Origin of the sequence: Pseudomaricurvus alkylphenolicus, assembly GCF_011683955.1 — a bacterium.
GTDB lineage: Bacteria > Pseudomonadota > Gammaproteobacteria > Pseudomonadales > Cellvibrionaceae > Pseudomaricurvus > Pseudomaricurvus alkylphenolicus.
Genome location: NZ_JAAQPI010000069.1, coordinates 1 through 739 on the forward strand (window position 1 = coordinate 1; position 739 = coordinate 739).

1 rRNA gene is annotated in these 739 nt (G+C 45.6%); it reads left to right on the plus strand.

What is annotated here, in order from left to right:
• Positions 1-195 precede the first annotated feature (195 nt).
• Positions 196-311 (plus strand): 5S ribosomal RNA (gene rrf, locus HBA55_RS37160).
• The last annotated feature ends 428 nt before the right edge of the window (positions 312-739 follow it).

Below are 739 nucleotides of genomic sequence, written 5' to 3' on the forward strand. Positions count from 1 at the left end.
GACCATATAACTGACGCAATTGGATGTTAAGCGCATCGACAGTTGCAGGACAGGCAAGAGTCAAAGAGAATACGCACCGATCATCAGTGCGAGATTGTGTTAACTGAAGTAACTTTACTGACCGCCAACCTATTTGGATCTCGTGCGGCCGGCTTAAGACAAGCCCTAAGACCAACCACGAACCAAGCCAGTTTGGCTGACGACCATAGAGCTTTTGAACCACCTGATCCCATCCCGAACTCAGAAGTGAAAAGAAGCATCGCCGATGGTAGTGTGGGGTTTCCCCATGTGAGAGTAGGTCATCGTCAGCCTTCAAACACCGAGCCGCTGCTCTGAACAGCAGGGCTCCCTAAAACCCCAGTTTCGAAAGAGGCTGGGGTTTTTTGCTATTAGTGTAAGCCTAAGTATTTGAATCAAGTTTTTAAAAGCCGATTTGAAAATCTTCAGCGTTTACGGCAACCGAAAGCATCGACAAGTTGTTCAAACTTAACGAAAAAAAACGGTTGCCAAGCAGGAAACAGGCTGTATAATGCGCCTCCTGCTTCGGGCAAGACCCCGAGTGAAACAACACAGTAAGGCAGACATTACCAAAAAAGTAATGCTGCAAGTGTTGAAAAAATAACGAGAGCCGAGCGCCTCGTTAGCTGTTTAAAAAGTTAATCAAGCAATGCGTGTGGGTGCTTGCGAGATGATAGTGCGAACACAAAATTATCATTCGTAAGTAACTCATTAATTCATT